1 pseudogene is annotated in these 271 nt (G+C 64.9%); it reads right to left on the bottom strand.

Annotated features, from left to right (window positions below):
- Nucleotides 1-271: pseudogene (locus tag G0Q06_RS14360) on the bottom strand (ABC transporter permease); the annotation flags it as partial.

The raw sequence follows: 271 nt of genomic DNA, 5'->3' as shown, positions 1-271 counted from the left end.
GCCCGAACGGCAGAGGAGACCCCGACGCCGCCCACGGCAAGTCCGGACAGGCCGACCAGTACCAGAAACGCGCCAAGGCGGTCGACAAATTCGGAGACGCCGGGTGCGCCGTTGCGTGCATCCGTCCAGCGCACGCCTTTCTCGGCGAAGACGCGCGCGGCTTCCTGCGCTATGCTGGCGAGCTGAGTATCTGGGGGCAGATCCAGCCGGTACTTCGTCGAAAACAGCGTGCCCGGAGCCAGTAGAGAAGCTTGAGCAAGGCTTTGTGTCA

The organism is Oceanipulchritudo coccoides (assembly GCF_010500615.1).
Classification (GTDB): Bacteria; Verrucomicrobiota; Verrucomicrobiia; order Opitutales; family Oceanipulchritudinaceae; genus Oceanipulchritudo; species Oceanipulchritudo coccoides.
This window is presented reverse-complemented; position numbering and strand designations above follow the sequence as displayed.